Genomic DNA, 1,327 nt, shown 5'->3' with positions numbered 1-1,327 from the left:
CGGCCGCGGTCACGCGCACCGTGCCGTCGGACTGGCTGCCGCCGCTGGCGCGCACCTCGCCGCCGAGCAGTCGCGCGCGCACCGCGTCGAGCTGAAAGCCGTGCTCGTTGAAGACCACCGTGCCGGTGGCGCCGCCCAGTACCGGCAGGCCCGGCGCCAGTACCACGTCGTTGCCGGTCAGCCGGTACTGCCCGTCCACCTTGCTGCGCGCGGCATCGGCCAGCGGCAGATCGAGCTTCAGCCGCAGTTCGCCATTGCCCTGGCCGCGCGCCTCGCCGGTGAAGTTGCCGGTCCACTCGCGCACCGGGCTGCTGGCGATATAGCGCAGGAAGCCCTGCATCGGGCCGCTGGCGCTGCCGTCCAGCGTCAGCCGTCCGCGGTGGTCCAGCTCGTCGATGCGGCCCTTGATGTCGCGCAGCGCCACGCCGGGCAGGCCCTGCACCGCTGCCCGCTCGACGTTCAGCGCCATCGCGCCGCGCTCGAATTGCAGGCTGCCGTCGATTTCGGTGAACAGCGGCCAGAGCGGTTTGCCGTCGGGACCGTGCGGATCGATCTGATACGACGCCTGCCGCAGCGGCACGTCGACGCGGAAGTCGCCATGCCGCGCGGCGTCGCCTTGGAAGGGGAAGTGGGCGAGATCGCCCTTGACCTGGAAGCGCACCGCCTCGGACTCGCCGCCGGCCAGCGCGCCCGCCAGATAGTGGCGCGTGCTGGCCGGCACGTGCAGCGGCAGATAGCGCGGCACCCGTGCGACCTGCGCGCGGGCCAGCTGGCCGTCGAGCTCGGCAATGCCGGCATGGCCGTCGCCGCCTTCGCGCCAGCTGCCGCGCACGGTGCCGGCCGTATCGGCGTTGGCGAAGCGGATGCCGTCGCTGCGCACCGCCAGCTTGCCGCCCTCTCGCCGCCACTGGAACGCGCCGGCCAGTTCGTCGAAGGGCAGGCGCGGGTCTTCGAATACGCCGGGGAAGGTCAGCGTGGCCTGGGTGCCCTCGAAGCGCGCGTTGCCGCCCTGCTGGTCGAAGGAGAAGCTGCCGGACAGGCCGCTGAAGCCGGGCACGCCCAGATTCGCGTGGCCGTCCTTGTCGTAGGCCGGTTCGGCCGGCTGTTCGCGCACCGACACGTTGCGCAGCGTGCCTTGCACCTGGTAGCGGGTGGGGCCGCCTTGCCGCTGCAGCAGGCCGCCGCGCTCCCGCGTCCAGGTGATGTCGAGATTGTCGAGGCGGCCCGACGGCCGCAGCGCGCGCACCTTGCGCGCCAGCGCGGTATCGAGCGGCATCGCGGTCGACAGCGCGCGCAGCGCGTCGAGATCGAGCGTCGGCGCCTTCAG

1 protein-coding gene is annotated in these 1,327 nt (G+C 72.9%); it reads right to left on the bottom strand.

Annotated features, from left to right (window positions below; all coding sequences use genetic code 11):
- Window positions 1–1,327 (bottom strand): YhdP family protein (locus B551_RS18220; RefSeq protein ID WP_043441110.1); only part of this gene is annotated, 1,327 nt, incomplete at both ends.

Origin of the sequence: Cupriavidus sp. HPC(L), from assembly GCF_000307735.3 — a bacterium.
In the GTDB taxonomy this organism is placed as follows: Bacteria; Pseudomonadota; Gammaproteobacteria; order Burkholderiales; family Burkholderiaceae; genus Cupriavidus.
Note: the sequence above shows the minus strand (reverse complement) of the source record. Positions and strands in the feature narration are given on the sequence as shown.